The organism is Francisella-like endosymbiont (assembly GCF_003069505.1).
Taxonomy (GTDB): Bacteria; Pseudomonadota; Gammaproteobacteria; order Francisellales; family Francisellaceae; genus Francisella.
In genome coordinates, this window is the sequence record NZ_QAPC01000005.1 from 60,796 (window position 1) to 75,143 (window position 14,348).

Here is a 14,348-nt window from a genome sequence, read left to right on the forward strand (position 1 = left end):
TGAATGAAATCTTTATATGATAAAAGAGTACTTAATTTTTTGGTAATAATATTCCTCACTATTATTACAGTAAACTGGACTTCTTATATTTTCAAGCAAGTTGTTAATTCATATTTTTTAGCTTTTCTTATTTTTTTAAGGTGTTTGTCATCTTTTCTACTTCTTAGAGACTATATGGCAAGCTGGAGAAAATCTACACAAAAGACTTTCTTGCGTAAAGTATTTATTAACCTTCCAGTATTTTTTATAGTTGCATTTATTTTTTATGGTAAAGTTCGATTTGCACTAATATTCTCAGAATTTTTATTCTATGTATTTTTAATAAATTTAGGAGTATATTTTTATTGGCATTTGACTAATAGAAGATTGACTAATAAATCAAAAACAGCTGTAATTTATGGTGCTGGTGCTGCTGGTACAAAAATAGCTCAAGAGCTTGCTTCGGTTGGTTATCGCATAAAGTGTTTTGTTGATGATGATAAAACTTTGCAAAAAAGAAGTATAGATGGTAAAAGAATTCTATCTAGTGCACAGCTAAAAAAAATGTTACTTTCTTCAAGGTTTGATTTATTAGTTATTGCTCTACCCAAAAGTGCTAATCAAATTATTAAAAAAATTTATAAAGAATTAGAAAAAGATTTTAGTCAAATTAAAATTATGCCGCCTCTTGAAGATGTGCTCCAAGATGAGAGTTTTATGTCACAGTTAAAGCCTGTTTCAGTCTATGATCTTTTATCTAGAGATTCTAAGAGTTTAGATAAACAATCTATTTCAAATTTTATCAAGGAAAAAATTATACTTGTCACCGGTGCTGGTGGAAGCATAGGTTCTGAAATAGTTAGACAATGTATTAAATATGAAGCCAAGCAGATAGTTTTATTAGATCATAGTGAATTTAATTTATATAAAATCACGGAAGAGTGTAAAAAAATTAATATTAAGAGTATTTTATGCTCTGTTTGTGATAAAGATTCGTTTGCTAAAATTTTTGAAAAATATTCACCAAATATAGTCTTCCACACTGCTGCTTATAAGCATGTCCCTTTGGTTGAGGAAAATATTTCTAGAGCTATTAGAAATAATATACTAGGTACCCAGAATGCTATAGATCTAGCCATAAAAACAGGTGTTGAGTCATTTATTCTGATTTCTAGTGATAAAGCAGTGCGTCCAACCAATGTGATGGGAGCTACTAAAAGAGTTTGTGAGCTGTATTTACAAAATGTTGATCCAAAAAATACTAAGCTTGCTGCAGTGCGTTTCGGCAATGTGCTTGGTAGTAGTGGTAGTGTAATTCCAAAATTTGAAGAGCAAATTAGAAATGGTGGTCCTCTTACTGTTACTCATCCTGAGATTACGCGTTATTTTATGTTGATACCAGAGGCTTGTGAACTAGTACTACAAGCTGGAGCCATTGCAAAAAATTCTGAAATTTTTGTTTTAGATATGGGTCAACCTGTCAAGATACTTGATCTTGCTAAGCAGTTTATAAAATTATCAGGCAGAGATGATATTGATATTGAAATAATAGGCTTACGTCCTGGTGAGAAACTATACGAAGAGTTGCTTGTCGATGAAAATGATATTAGTACTGAGTATAAAGATATTTTCATTGGTAGAAAAATATTTTATGATATAAGGATATTAGAAAATAATTTAAAAGAGCTATTTGCAGAGAAGCCAGAAGCCCAGGTGGCGTTGCTGAAGAAGATAGTTCCAGAGTTTGATCATAAGTTAAATTAATTTCGCTGGATACGATATAATCCTGTAAGTTCTGATGTCATTGGGATTAGTTTTTTGTTAATGAGAAGATTATCAAGAAGTTTCTGGCTATTAAGTAATAGGTAGTTATCGTCTTTACAGTTCGATGACTTTACCTGCGCTATGATATTTGTTATATCGATTATGCTCCAGCCTCCTGTAAGAATTCTATCTTGGTATGCTGATAGGAAAAAGTTATATTTTACAGGTTGATCGTTTGTGTATAATACTGAGCACTCTGACTTGGATAGGATATTGCTTATAATAAGTCCTGTTTGCTTTCCTCCGCCTATATTAGCTTGAGCTTTTTTTGGAAGTTGTATAGCTTAGTGTTACAGGTTAATGATATAAATATAACTGTTAATGAAATAATAGTTGCTTTTATTATAGGGCTTGTCAAACTTAAGTTAGGTTTACTTTTGTTGGGTTGGTAAATTTTTGTATTGCGCTTATATGTCAATAATTTTGAAATATATATAACTTAAAGAAGTTATTCCAAACATTTAGATCCACACACTATTTCTATAATCATATGAGAAAGCTAAAAGCCAAACTATAGTACCAATTAGATATGCTAGAAGCGTTAAGCTTTCGAGTTTTACTATATTTTGGACTTTTATATATCGAGTAGATGAATAGCACAGGTGTTATAATAAGTATTAGAGTGTTTATAATCAAGTTTAATACCGAAGCCCCTTTAAAAAAATATAGATTTTATGAGAGAAGCTATTATTTTTTGTTAAGTTTATTAGATACTCTAAGTTACCAGCATAATTGTGTGCATGCTTGTAGAAAATAATTAAAAATGAGCTTATAAATATTAATGAGCCTAGCGTCGAAATAGAGATAGTTAATAAGCTTCTCTTTGAGAGGTGTTTTATATTTACTGCTATATACGAGATTATAAAAATAAAAAAGAATATACCAGATTGTTTGATAATTATTGAAATGCTGGCAATAATAATAGCCAAACATATGTATATTGTGAATGTGTATTCCTTTTTATTATTTTCAGCTAAATAAAGTAGTAATAGAGAGAAGCTGCCAACAAAAGCTATTAGGTAGTCCATGTAGCCACTTGTCGCAGCTGGAGTAATCATATGTGAATAAATCATTATTAGAAATAATACCGCAGATATTTTGCTTATTTTTCTGTATATTGACAGTATCATCAATAATACTATGAGAATTGGATACAGAAGAGAAAATTTTGCTATGATATTAACTTGAGTTGTACCTTGTAGCTTATATATAAGTGACCAAATAGAGGGCAGTAATATAGGATAGGCTGTATCCATTGGGGAGTATTTGTTTTGTGCTAGCTCTATTGCCCATCTATTCCATGAAACCAAAGCATCCCAATCGATAAAAACTTTAGTATTAAAGCAGTATATTGGTATGATTAATAGTAGTACAATAGTAACTATAGAAAACTGATATTTATTAAATCTCATTTTAAACATATATATTAAAGTTATATAAGCGAGTGTTAAAACTATAGCTCTTAGTATATTTGTTGATATTGGATTACTTTTATATTAAAAAAAATTATAAATAGTAACCATGATCAGCTAAAACTAACTATTGTATATAAAGCTATCTTCATAGCCGAATCGTATCGTTTAAAAAATATGTAACTACAAATTAAAGGAAGAGCAAACACCGCTAGATAAAAAGCAATGCCAAATAATAAAATCACTATTAACTAACATCTTTTTTGTTAAAAACTATAGTTCTAACAAAACTATAGCTGATTATAAAAAGTATACTTTCTACAAGTATTTTAACTAGCAAAACGTTTAGCCCTGTCGAAGAAGTTATTTTTTCTTGAATTATTACAGATACTACACCACTTAAATATACATATGCTACAAAAAGTATAAACTGTATTTTTTTGCTACATTTATTTTGAAAACATATTTTTTAGAAGCATTGTACTGAAAAACTATAGATGCTGTTCTAGCTAAGAGGTTTGACCATAAAACACTTGCACCTAGTCCAAATGATAGTGAAAATACTAAGAAGTCGATTAAGAAAGTTACAAAAGAAACAGATACATATCTTAACAAAATAAAGTAAATTCTTAATGAGTCAAACAGTGGATTGAAATGACTTCCTGAATTATTCTCTATATATATTGTTTGAATATCTGTTTCATAAATATTTATTTTGTCACGTACAGCAATTACAAACTGCTCTGTTTCAAATTCGAATCTATTTGATTTGATGCTAGACAATCTTTCATGAACTCTCTACTTAAGCCTCTCAAGCCTGTTTGAGTATCTTTGATTTTTCTACCAAGTATGAAAGCGTAGATTTTTTTAGAAATAGTATTTCCTAAGTAAGATTTAGAGGGATATCTTTGGTAAATGTTCTACAACCTAAGACAAAATCTTCACCTGTTGAGAGTATCTTTGCGATTTTTAAAGCATCTATAACATTGTGTTGGCCATCACTATCTAAAGTTATGCATCCTTTGATATTTAGGTGGTTAACGAGTATTTCATTAAAAGCTGTTTTAAGTGCTGCACCTTTACCCATATTTATAGCATGCTTGAGGAACTAGTACATTCTCAGTTTCCAAAACTTGATCAAAGAATTCTAGTCCATTTTCGCTACCATCGTTAATTATAATTATTTTATCACTAGATTTTTTTCTTATTTTTTTGACTAAGTTTACTAGTATATTAGTAAGATTTTTGGAGGGTATTACAAATGCAAACATATCATTGATTTTTTTTAAATATTTTTTTAATTATACTAAGTTTGATCAAAATATGAAAAAAACAAATCAAAAAGTATGGTTGAATTTAACTGAAGTAGAAATTTTATTTGCTATAATTATCTCAGTAATAATTAGATTTTATAAGGATTAGATGTTTTATAGGATAATAAAGAGATTACTGGATGTTTTTTTGTCTTTTATCGGATTGGTGCTGTTAAGTCCGGTTTTTTTAATTATTGTTTTGATGATAAAAAAAGACTCAAAGGGCCCTATACTTTTTAAACAAAAGCGTTATGGCAAAGATAAAAAGTTTTTTTATATATACAAGTTTAGAACAATGTATACATATACTCCAAAAGATATGCCGACACATTTGTTACAAGATCCATCAAAATGTATAACAAAAGTAGGAGTATTTTTGAGAAAAACTTCTTTGGATGAGTTGCCGCAAATTATAAATATTTTAAAAGGCGAAATGAGTATTGTTGGGCCAAGACCCGCTCTATGGAATCAGAGTGATTTAATAGCTGAACGAGATAAATATGGTGCTAATGATATTCCTGTAGGTTTAACGGGGTGGGCACAAATTAACGGACGCGATGAACTGCCAATTCCTGATAAGGCTAAGCTTGATGGTGATTATGCTAAATATAAAAGTACATGGTTTGATTTGAAGTGTATTTTCTTAACGGTCTTTTCTGTATTTGCAAAGAAGGGTGTTGTTGAAGGTGGAACAGGCTCTCTAGATAAGAAAGAAGATCAGAAGTAGTATGAAAAGAGTTTTAATCACTGGCTTAAATAGCTATATTGGTAATTCTTTTGAGATCAAATACAGCAATGAGTTTGCTATCGAAAAAATATCATTAAAAGATGAGTCATGGCAAACTTTAGATTTTTCTAAATATGATGCTATATTACACGTTGCAGGTATTGCTCATACATCAAAAGATCCTTCTATGAAAGATAGTTATTTTACTATAAATACAGACTTAACCTTTGAATTAGCAAAGAAAGCTAAAAGCTCTGGTGTGAGACAGTTTGTTTTTATGAGTAGTATAATTGTATATGGTGATAGTGCGCCAATAGGACAGCAAAAAATAATAACAAAAGATACAGAACCTCAACCTGATGATTTTTATGGTGGTAGTAAGCTTCAAGCAGAACTTAAATTAAAAACATTAGCATCGAATGGTTTTAAAATTGCTATAGTAAGACCACCAATGGTGTACGGAGAAGGTTCTAAAGGCAACTATCCTAAGCTTGTTAAACTTGCAAGGTATGCTTTTATATTTCCTCAAATAAATAACCAAAGAAGTGTTATACATATTGATAACCTTACTAGAGAGTTGAAAGATATTGTAAATAATAATCAAGATGGTATCTTTTTACCCCAAGATGCTAAATATTTTTGTACATCTGAGTTTATTAAAGAGTATAGGCAAAATTTATCAAAAAAAACCTATCTGACAAAATTATTTAACCCAATAATTAGGTTAATAACTACCAAGATAGGGTTTTTGAATAAAGTTTTTGGTAATATGGTATATAAGAAGTAGTAAGTTTGTAATTCTCTTGGTTTGTGGAAAATTACTTTTAAAAGTAATATAATTTTGAGGGTCAATAATTGTTCGCTTATTGCGATACATACTATAGGGGATGTTGTGATAAACTTAATACTTTGTGGTGGTAGTGGTACTAGGCTTTGGCCTATTAGCAGAAAGCTATTGCCAAAGCAGTTTGTGAAAATGTTTAGTGATAAGTCATTATTTCAGTTAACTGTAGAGAGAAATTCCGCTTTATGCGATTCAACGATGGTAATTTCTAATGAAGGACAGTTGTTTTTAGCAAAAGATCAGTTAGATGAGCTTGGTATTTTAGATAAAAGTATTTTTCTTGAAGAACCAGTTGGTAGAGATACTGCCCCTGCAATTGCTCTTGCATGTATGAAGTTAGATCTACAAGAAATTGTATTTGTTACACCATCTGATCATGTTATTAATGTTAATGACAAGTACAGAAGTATATTGGTTCAGGCTAAGAGATTAGCTAGTGAGGGGTTCCTTGTAACGTTTGGTATTACACCAACTTTTGCCAATACTGGTTTTGGTTATATTAAATCTTCAGGTGGCTTTGATGTTGGGAGCTTTCACGAGAAGCCTAATGCTGCTACAGCAGAGAAGTTTTTAGCAGATAGGTCTTATTATTGGAATTCTGGTATGTTTATGTTTAAGGCGGGAGTCTTCTTAGAAGAATTAAAAAAACACTCACTAGAAATATATACAGAGTGTGTTGAGGCTTATGATAAAAGTGACTTGAAAAATTCAGATGTTATAAAATATGATGAGATGATGAGTATTCCAGCTAAGTCTATAGACTATGCGGTAATGGAAAAATCTGATAGGATAAAAATGGTTATCGCTGACATTGTTTGGAACGATGTAGGTAGCTTTGACTCTCTTTTTGATCAACTTCCTAAAGATATCAATAATAATACAATAAATAGCAACCATATTAGTATTGATAGTAAAAATAACCTAATTTATAGTGAGAAGGGTTCTAAGAAAGTTGCTACTATTGGAGTAGAAGATTTAATAGTTGTTGATAGTGGAGATGCTCTTCTTATTGCTAAAAAAGGAAGTTCACAACGAGTAAAAGAAGTTGTGGAGCTTTTAAGTGATGAATTGAAAAATATTCACTTAACATCACATAGACCATGGGGTACATATACTGTTTTAGAAGATACTCCAGGTTACAAAATTAAAAAAATAGAAGTCAAACCAGGTAAAAGATTGTCTTTACAGAAGCACTATCACCGTAGCGAACATTGGATAGTAGTATCAGGTACTGCTACAGTTACTAAAGGGGATCAAGAATTTACCGTTAGGTCTAATGAATCTGTGTATATTCGTATGGGAGAGGTGTATAGACTAGCAAATAATGGCAAGATTCCAGTGGTCTTGATTGAGGCGCAAGTTGGTGAATATACTGGTGAAGATGATATTGTTAGACTTGAAGATGATTTTAATAGAATTTAATAAAGTAAATATAAGAATTACAAATGAAAAAAGTAGCATTAGTAACAGGTATTACTGGTCAAGATGGTTCCTATTTGGCAGAGTTTTTATTAAAGAAAGGCTATATAATTCATGGTATCAAAAGAAGAAGTTCGCTCTTTAATACAGATAGAATAGATCATCTTTATCAAGATCCTCATGTTGAAAATAGAAATCTAATTTTACACTATGGTGATATGACGGACTCTATGAATTTAACTAAAATTATAGCAGATACGCAACCAGATGAGATCTATAATCTAGCGGCTATGAGTCACGTACATGTTTCATTCGAGACTCCTGAATATGTTGCTAATGCTGATGGTACTGGTACGCTTAGAATTCTTGAGGCTGTTAGACTTCTTGGTTTAGAGAAAAAAACTAAGATTTATCAAGCAAGTACTTCTGAGCTTTATGGTAAGGTTCAAGCAATTCCACAAAGCGAAACTACTCCATTCTATCCAAGATCGCCTTACGCAGTTGCTAAGATGTATGCGTTTTGGATAACTGTAAACTATAGAGAAGCGTATGGTATGTATGCTTGTAACGGTATTTTATTTAACCATGAGTCTCCAGTTCGTGGCGAGACTTTCGTAACTAGAAAGATTACAAGAACAGCATCTAAGATAGCCCTAAATCTTCAAGATAAACTATATCTAGGTAATCTAGATGCGAAAAGAGATTGGGGTCATGCAAAAGATTCTGTAAGAATGATGTGGATGATCCTTCAGGCTGATGAGCCTGAAGATTGGGTTATTGCTACTGGTCAAACAACTACAGTTAGAGATTTTGTTAAGTTATCATTTGCTTATGCTGGTATTAACCTAAGATTTGAAAATGAAGGTGTTGATGAGATTGGTGTGGTTGATTCTGTAGACTTAGCTAGAGCTGAGGAACTGGGGGTTGATTTATTGCATTTGTCAGAAGGTCAAGTAGTAGTTTGTGTTGATCCTAGATACTTTAGACCAACTGAAGTGGACTTATTATTAGGAGATCCTACAAAGGCTGAGCAAAAATTAGGCTGGAATAGGGAGTATGACTTAAGAGATCTTGTTAATGATATGATGGAAAGTGATCTTAAGTTAATGACAAAAGATGTTTATTTAAAAGAAGGTGGCTATAAAATTATGAGCTATTTTGAGTAAGGAATTATTATAGATGCATAAAGATAGCAAAATATATGTAGCTGGTCACAGAGGCTTGGTTGGTTCTGCTATTGTTAAGAATCTTGAGTCTAAAGGCTACACTAATTTGGTACTAAGAACTCATGCTGAGCTTGATTTAACAAATCAAAAAGTTGTTGAAGATTTTTTTAGTGCTGAAAAACCTGAATATGTAATTATTGCTGCTGCTAAAGTTGGTGGGATTGTTGCAAATAATACTTATAGAGCAGAGTTTATTTACGATAATATTCAGATTCAAAACAATGTTATTCACCAAAGCTATGTAAATGGAGTTAAGAAGCTTCTATTTTTAGGTAGTACATGTATTTATCCTAAAGAAGCCCCTCAGCCAATGCAGGAAGATTGCTTACTCACTAGTCCATTAGAATATACCAATGAGCCGTATGCTATTGCTAAGATTACGGGTATAAAAATGTGTGAAAGCTATAATTTACAGTATGGTACAAACTTTATATCTGTGATGCCGACTAACTTATATGGACCAAATGATAACTTTGATCTTGAGAAATCGCATGTTTTACCAGCTTTGATTAGAAAAATACATCTTGCTAAACTTCTTAATGAAGGGAAAATAGAAGATGTGTTAAAAGATTTAGCTGTAGATTCTATTGAGCAGGCTAAACAATACCTGTTTAAATTTGGTATAAGCAAAAGTTCTGTGGAGATATGGGGTACAGGTAAGCCAAGAAGAGAATTTTTATATTCTGAAGATATGGCAGATGCTTGTGTGTTTTTACTTGAGAATAGAGATTTTAAAGATACTTACTCTAATGATTCAAAAGAAATAAGAAACACTCACATTAATATTGGTACTGGTATTGATATCTCTATTAGAGAACTGGCTGAACTTATCAAAAAAAATATTGGTTTTGAAGGTGAGCTTAAATTTAATACTATTAAGCCAGATGGTACTATGGTTAAACTTACAGATCCATCTAAGCTTCACTCTCTAGGATGGAAGTATAAAGTTGAGCTTGAAGATGGTATCAGAAGGATATATGATTGGTACCTGGCGAAGTCATAGTTCTCCATCTTGTTTTTTTATTTATAACATCTAGTCTTAGGTTATATATTGTCTATAAATATCTCTTTGTTGAAATTTAGTGGCTTTACTCGTATACTATCTCTTAGATACTAAATGTGTTCTTATTAGGGTATTTATGAAAGGAATAATATTAGCTGGTGGCAGTGGTACTAGGCTATATCCAATTACAAAAGGCGTAAGTAAGCAACTAACCCCTATATACGATAAGCCACTTGTATATTACCCTCTGTCTGTGTTGATGCTAGCAGGATTAAGAGATATCTTAATAATTACAACAGAACAAGACCAACCTAGTTTTAAAAATCTTTTAGGAGATGGTTCTGATTTGGGTATTAATCTTAAATATGTAGTACAGCCTAGTCCTGATGGACTTGCTCAAGCTTTTATATTAGCGGAAGAGTTTTTGGAGGGCGATTCAGTTTGTCTTGTGCTAGGTGATAATATTTTTTATGGGCATGGTTTGCCAAAAATGTTCGCTAAAAGTATTCAAAATGTAGAAAAAGAGAATTGTGCGAGCATCTTTGGTTATTATGTAGATGATCCTGAGAGATATGGAGTTGCTGATTTTGATGCAGAAGGAAGTGTTATAAGTATCGAAGAAAAACCAAAAAAACCAAAATCCAATTATGCAGTCGTAGGGCTATATTTCTATCCTAATGATGTTGTGGAGAAAGCTAAGCAGGTACAGCCATCAGAGAGAGGAGAGCTAGAGATTTCAACGCTTAATCAGATGTATTTAGATGAAGCGCGCCTAAAAGTTAATATAGGTAGAGGGTATGCATGGTTAGACACTGGTACGCATGAAAGTATGCTTGCTGCTAGTAATTTCATTCAAACTATAGAAGATAGACAAGGATTAAAAGTCGCATGCCTTGAAGAAATTGCTTATGAAATGGGCTATATTTCTAAAGAACAGCTTCTAAAGTTAGCACAGCCATTGAAGAAAAATCAATATGGTCAATATTTGATCAAAAGAGCTAAAGAGCGAGTGGTGCTGCCATGATGAAATTTACTTGTGCAGATATTGAGGATGTTATCATTTGTGAACCGGCTGTACATAACGATCACAGAGGATATTTTGTTGAGACTTTTCGCGAAGATAAACTGTTTGACTTCTTAGGATATAAGATTGATTTTTGCCAGGATAATGAGTCAAAAAGTTCTTATGGTGTGCTTAGAGGATTGCATTATCAACTGCCACCTCATTCACAGACAAAGCTTGTAAGAGTTATCCAAGGTAGTGTACTTGATGTTGCTGTGGATATTCGTAATGGTAGTCCTACATTTGGTCAGTATGTTGCTGTAGAACTAAGTGCTGAGAATAAAAAGCAGCTACTAGTTCCTAGAGGTTTTGCTCATGGTTTTGTCGTGTTAGAGGATGATACTATATTTGCTTATAAGGCTGATAGCTACTATTCACCTGAGTGTGATAGAGGGATAGCTTTTGATGATAATTATATTGCTATAGATTGGCAAGTACCATTATCTGAACTGAAACTTTCTGCAAAAGATAAGGTTCAGCCAAAACTAGCTCAAGCAAGCGATTTGTTTGAGTATGGTGAGAACTATTATTAATGTTTAATTGGTGATTAGTGAAGTGATTGGTAATTAGTACCAATTAACTAGTGCACTACTAACTAATAACAAATAACTGTAAAAAATAATAATATATGAGAATATTAGTAACAGGTAGTAGTGGCCAACTTGGATCAGAATTAAAAGAATTAGTTCAAAATTTAAAATTTAAAATTCAAAATTACATATTTGTGTTCACGGATAGTAAGTTATTGGATATTACTAATCATGAGGCGATTGAGAAGTTTATAAAAGATAATGATATAAAAGTTATTATTAATTGTGCTGCTTATACAGCTGTCGATAAGGCAGAGTTTGATATGGAAATGGCTGAGAAGATAAATCATTTAGCAGTTGTAAATATGGCTAGAATTGCTAAAAACTACAATATTAAGCTTATACATATATCTACGGATTATGTTTTCAACGGTGAGAACTTTAGACCATATATAGAGACAGATATTACGAATCCACAAGGCATATATGGAGCTACTAAGTTAGCAAGTGAAAAAGCTATCCAAAGCATAAACCCTAAAAGCGCTATCATTATTAGAACATCTTGGGTTTATTCATACTATGGAACTAATTTCGTAAAGACAATGATGCATTTAGGTAGTGAAAGAGAATCTTTAGGTGTAATCTTTGATCAAGTAGGTACGCCTACTTATGCTAGAGATTTGGCTAGTGCTATATTGCAAATATTGCCTAAGCTTAACAATCAAGATGTTGAAGTTTATAATTATTCCAATGAAGGTGTAGCAAGTTGGTATGATTTTGCTAGAGAAATTATAAGAATTGCAAAATTAAACTGCCAGGTTAACCCTATTGAGACTGTAGACTATACAACTCTGGCAAAACGCCCACACTATAGTGTGCTTAATAAAAACAAAATAAAACAAGATTTTGATATCACAATACCATACTGGAAAGATTCCCTACAAGATTGTATAAAGAGATTAAAAAAGAATTTATTAAAATGTATAAAGCAAAAAACATATTAGTAACAGGGGCAGCAGGTTTTATAGGTAGTAATTATGTGCGTATAATGCTATCACGTTACAATGATATTAAGATAGTATCTTATGACAAAATTACTTATGCAGGTAGCTTAGATAATTTAAAAGATTTAGCAAATGAGCATAATCACACTTTTATCAAAGGTGATATTTGTGATGAAGCTTTAGTTTATAAAACTCTAAAAGAGCATAGTATTGATACTATAGTGCATTTTGCAGCTGAATCACATGTTGATAATTCCATTGCTAACCCTAAAGTGTTTTTAGAAACAAATGTGATAGGGACTTTTACACTTCTAAACTGTGCCAAAAGATATTGGCTAGATGAATTGGGTTTAGATGAGAATGGTTGTAGATTCCATCATGTATCTACTGATGAGGTGTATGGAACACTAGCAAAAGATGATCCAGCATTTACCGAGACAAAGGCGTATGAGCCAAATTCACCATATTCTGCATCTAAAGCAGGTTCTGATCATATTGCTAGAGCATATTATCATACCTATAAGCTACCTGTGACAATTTCTAATTGTTCAAATAATTACGGGCCATATCAGCATCCAGAGAAGCTAATACCAGTTGTAATTAATAGTTGTATAAATCAAAAACCCATTCCAGTATATGGAGACGGCTCAAATATTCGTGATTGGTTATACGTGGTAGATCATTGTGATGCCATTCAGACAGTTGTGGAAAAAGGTATAGTAGGTGAGGTTTATAATATTGGTGGTATAAATGAAGTTGATAATCTCACACTTATAAACACTATATGTAAGTTAATGGATGAATACAAGCCTCGAAATGCTCCATATAATAGATTAATCTCATTTGTTGAAGATAGGAAAGGCCATGACTGGCGATATACTATAGATAATGGTAAAATCCAAAGTGAGCTAGGATGGAAGCCATCACAAGATTTTGAGAGAATGTTTAAAGAGACTATTGAGTTTTATATAGGTGAAATAAATACTTAGTAAGTGCAGAGGTTTGTAAAATGTTTAATAATAAGAGTATATTAATAACAGGTGGTACAGGTAGCTTTGGTAAAAAATATACAGAAATTCTTTTATCTGAATATAATCCTAAGAAAATAATTATTTATAGTAGAGATGAACTTAAGCAATTTGAAATGTCTCAAGTTTATGACGCACCGTGTATGAGATATTTTATTGGAGATGTAAGAGATCCTGAGAGACTCAAAGAAGCAATGCAAAGTGTTGATTATATGATACATGCCGCTGCTCAGAAGCAGGTTCCAGCAGCTGAGTACAATCCTATGGAATGTATAAAAACAAACATATATGGTGCTGAAAATGTCATAAAAGCAGCGCTATTAAATAATGTTAAAAAAGTAATTGCTTTATCTACTGACAAAGCAGCAAATCCTATTAACTTATATGGAGCAACTAAATTAGCATCAGATAAGCTTTTCGTAGCAGCTAATAATATGGTTGGTGCAAGAAAAACTCGATTCTCGGTCGTTCGTTATGGAAACGTACTTGGTAGTAGGGGCTCTGTGATTCCTTATTTTCAGAAGTTAATATCAGAAGGTGCAAAAGAGCTTCCGATTACTCATGAGAAGATGACTCGTTTCCTGATTACTTTGGAGGCAGGGGTTAGGTTTGTGCTGAAGAACTTTGAGAGAATGCAAGGTGGTGAAATATTTGTACCAAAAATTCCGTCTATATATATAACAGAATTGGCAAAAGCAATGGCTCCTGATTTATCGTTGAAAATTATTGGTATTAGGCCAGGAGAGAAATTGCATGAGATTATGTGTCCTTCTGATGATTCCCATTTAACACTTGAGTTTGATGATTATTATGTACTTTGCCCTACGATTCAGTTTGCATATAAAACTAATTTTCTTGAGAATGTTCTTGGTGAGAAAGGAAAATTTGTTGAACAAGGTTTTGAGTATAATTCGGGTAACAATACTGAGTGGTTAACTCATGAATCATTTTTGGAAATGATGTCAAGGATGTGATT

The 14,348-nt window shown here is 32.0% G+C and carries 15 protein-coding genes; 11 read left to right on the forward strand and 4 right to left on the reverse strand.

What is annotated here, in order from left to right:
* The first annotated feature begins 3 nt into the window (after window positions 1-3).
* The gene (locus C9379_RS07645; protein ID WP_143385276.1) at window positions 4-1,743 is read left to right on the forward strand and encodes a polysaccharide biosynthesis protein; all 1,740 of its coding nucleotides are present in this window, start codon (window positions 4-6) and stop codon (window positions 1,741-1,743) included.
* 698 nt (window positions 1,744-2,441) lie between these two features.
* Here the strand turns inward: C9379_RS07645 and C9379_RS07650 are convergent.
* From C9379_RS07650 to C9379_RS07665, 4 genes are all read right to left on the reverse strand, one after another.
* Complete coding sequence (locus tag C9379_RS07650; RefSeq protein ID WP_143385275.1) at window positions 2,442-3,215, reverse strand: hypothetical protein; 774 nt, start codon at window positions 3,213-3,215, stop codon at window positions 2,442-2,444.
* A 414-nt stretch (window positions 3,216-3,629) separates the two neighbouring features.
* Entirely contained in the window at window positions 3,630-3,998 is a 369-nt protein-coding gene (locus tag C9379_RS07655) for a GtrA family protein (protein WP_143385274.1), read from the reverse strand.
* Window positions 3,999-4,098: 100 nt separating this feature from the next.
* A complete protein-coding gene (locus tag C9379_RS07660) occupies window positions 4,099-4,302 on the reverse strand; it encodes a glycosyltransferase family protein (RefSeq protein ID WP_143385273.1) in 204 nt (67 codons plus the stop codon).
* Window positions 4,295-4,486 carry a hypothetical protein gene (locus tag C9379_RS07665; protein WP_143385272.1) on the reverse strand — a complete coding sequence of 64 codons (192 nt, stop codon included), beginning with the start codon at window positions 4,484-4,486 and terminating at the stop codon, window positions 4,295-4,297. The genes C9379_RS07660 and C9379_RS07665 overlap by 8 nt, the downstream gene beginning before the upstream one ends.
* 151 nt (window positions 4,487-4,637) lie before the next feature.
* Here C9379_RS07665 and C9379_RS07670 point away from each other — a divergent pair, with 151 nt between their 5' ends.
* The 10 genes from C9379_RS07670 to pseB all read left to right on the forward strand — a co-directional run bounded on the left by C9379_RS07670 (window position 4,638) and on the right by pseB (window position 14,346).
* Window positions 4,638-5,255, forward strand: a complete 618-nt coding sequence (locus C9379_RS07670) for a sugar transferase (RefSeq protein ID WP_143385271.1) — start codon at window positions 4,638-4,640, stop codon at window positions 5,253-5,255.
* Window position 5,256: 1 nt separating this feature from the next.
* Window positions 5,257-6,042 carry an NAD-dependent epimerase/dehydratase family protein gene (locus C9379_RS07675; protein ID WP_143385270.1) on the forward strand — a complete coding sequence of 262 codons (786 nt, stop codon included), beginning with the start codon at window positions 5,257-5,259 and terminating at the stop codon, window positions 6,040-6,042.
* A 105-nt stretch (window positions 6,043-6,147) separates the two neighbouring features.
* Entirely contained in the window at window positions 6,148-7,521 is a 1,374-nt protein-coding gene (locus tag C9379_RS07680) for a mannose-1-phosphate guanylyltransferase/mannose-6-phosphate isomerase (RefSeq protein ID WP_343377582.1), read from the forward strand.
* A 23-nt stretch (window positions 7,522-7,544) separates the two neighbouring features.
* Window positions 7,545-8,684 (forward strand): GDP-mannose 4,6-dehydratase, encoded by a 1,140-nt coding sequence (gmd, locus tag C9379_RS07685; protein WP_143385269.1) that lies wholly within the window; start codon window positions 7,545-7,547, stop codon window positions 8,682-8,684.
* Between the two features lie 13 nt (window positions 8,685-8,697).
* Window positions 8,698-9,747, forward strand: a complete 1,050-nt coding sequence (locus C9379_RS07690; RefSeq protein ID WP_143385268.1) for a GDP-L-fucose synthase family protein — start codon at window positions 8,698-8,700, stop codon at window positions 9,745-9,747.
* Between the two features lie 136 nt (window positions 9,748-9,883).
* Window positions 9,884-10,771, forward strand: a complete 888-nt coding sequence (rfbA, locus tag C9379_RS07695) for a glucose-1-phosphate thymidylyltransferase RfbA (protein ID WP_143385267.1) — start codon at window positions 9,884-9,886, stop codon at window positions 10,769-10,771.
* Window positions 10,771-11,343 carry a dTDP-4-dehydrorhamnose 3,5-epimerase gene (rfbC, locus tag C9379_RS07700; RefSeq protein WP_143385309.1) on the forward strand — a complete coding sequence of 191 codons (573 nt, stop codon included), beginning with the start codon at window positions 10,771-10,773 and terminating at the stop codon, window positions 11,341-11,343. The genes rfbA and rfbC overlap by 1 nt, the downstream gene beginning before the upstream one ends.
* Before the next feature lie 95 nt (window positions 11,344-11,438).
* Window positions 11,439-12,344, forward strand: coding sequence for a dTDP-4-dehydrorhamnose reductase (rfbD, locus tag C9379_RS07705; RefSeq protein WP_143385266.1), 906 nt, complete (start codon window positions 11,439-11,441; stop codon window positions 12,342-12,344).
* Entirely contained in the window at window positions 12,320-13,333 is a 1,014-nt protein-coding gene (gene rfbB / locus C9379_RS07710; protein ID WP_143385265.1) for a dTDP-glucose 4,6-dehydratase, read from the forward strand. Before rfbD ends, rfbB begins: the two co-directional genes overlap by 25 nt.
* Before the next feature lie 20 nt (window positions 13,334-13,353).
* Window positions 13,354-14,346, forward strand: a complete 993-nt coding sequence (pseB, locus tag C9379_RS07715) for a UDP-N-acetylglucosamine 4,6-dehydratase (inverting) (protein ID WP_143385264.1) — start codon at window positions 13,354-13,356, stop codon at window positions 14,344-14,346.
* The last annotated feature ends 2 nt before the right edge of the window (window positions 14,347-14,348 follow it).

Coding starts and splice junctions, on each gene's coding strand:
- C9379_RS07645 (WP_143385276.1), top strand. CDS start 4: ATGAAATCTTTATATGATAAAAGAGTACTTAATTTTTTGGTAATAATA.
- C9379_RS07650 (WP_143385275.1), bottom strand. CDS start 3,215: ATGAGATTTAATAAATATCAGTTTTCTATAGTTACTATTGTACTACTA.
- C9379_RS07660 (WP_143385273.1), bottom strand. CDS start 4,302: ATGGGTAAAGGTGCAGCACTTAAAACAGCTTTTAATGAAATACTCGTT.
- C9379_RS07665 (WP_143385272.1), bottom strand. CDS start 4,486: ATGTTTGCATTTGTAATACCCTCCAAAAATCTTACTAATATACTAGTA.
- C9379_RS07670 (WP_143385271.1), top strand. CDS start 4,638: ATGTTTTATAGGATAATAAAGAGATTACTGGATGTTTTTTTGTCTTTT.
- C9379_RS07675 (WP_143385270.1), top strand. CDS start 5,257: ATGAAAAGAGTTTTAATCACTGGCTTAAATAGCTATATTGGTAATTCT.
- gmd (WP_143385269.1), top strand. CDS start 7,545: ATGAAAAAAGTAGCATTAGTAACAGGTATTACTGGTCAAGATGGTTCC.
- C9379_RS07690 (WP_143385268.1), top strand. CDS start 8,698: ATGCATAAAGATAGCAAAATATATGTAGCTGGTCACAGAGGCTTGGTT.
- rfbA (WP_143385267.1), top strand. CDS start 9,884: ATGAAAGGAATAATATTAGCTGGTGGCAGTGGTACTAGGCTATATCCA.
- rfbC (WP_143385309.1), top strand. CDS start 10,771: ATGAAATTTACTTGTGCAGATATTGAGGATGTTATCATTTGTGAACCG.
- rfbD (WP_143385266.1), top strand. CDS start 11,439: ATGAGAATATTAGTAACAGGTAGTAGTGGCCAACTTGGATCAGAATTA.
- rfbB (WP_143385265.1), top strand. CDS start 12,320: ATGTATAAAGCAAAAAACATATTAGTAACAGGGGCAGCAGGTTTTATA.
- pseB (WP_143385264.1), top strand. CDS start 13,354: ATGTTTAATAATAAGAGTATATTAATAACAGGTGGTACAGGTAGCTTT.